This window comes from Sulfitobacter sp. HI0040 (assembly GCF_001634885.1).
Lineage (GTDB): Bacteria > Pseudomonadota > Alphaproteobacteria > Rhodobacterales > Rhodobacteraceae > Sulfitobacter.
Genome location: NZ_LWEX01000428.1, coordinates 1 through 202 on the forward strand (window position 1 = coordinate 1; position 202 = coordinate 202).

Sequence of the window (202 nt, forward strand, 5' to 3'; positions counted from 1 at the left end):
CGGGGATCGTGCTGATGAACATCTTGCTGGTACTGGTCAACCGCCGGGCAATTTCGGGGGCCTTGCAGAACGGTAGGCCAATGGAAGAGTGCAGCCTGGTGACCCGGACGCTGGTGCGCATCTGGGCGCCGACGGTGATCATCTACGTCCTGTTCGCGTGGGTGGAGCTGACCTACGACCTGGTGCTGGCGAACCCCAGTTC

Annotated in this window: 1 protein-coding gene; it reads left to right on the plus strand. The window is 62.4% G+C overall.

Features of this window, described 5'->3' with window-relative positions; all coding sequences use genetic code 11:
- Positions 1 to 14: 14 nt before the first annotated feature.
- Positions 15 to 202 (plus strand): hypothetical protein (locus tag A3728_RS17695; protein WP_201722343.1); only part of this gene is annotated, 188 nt, incomplete at its 3' end.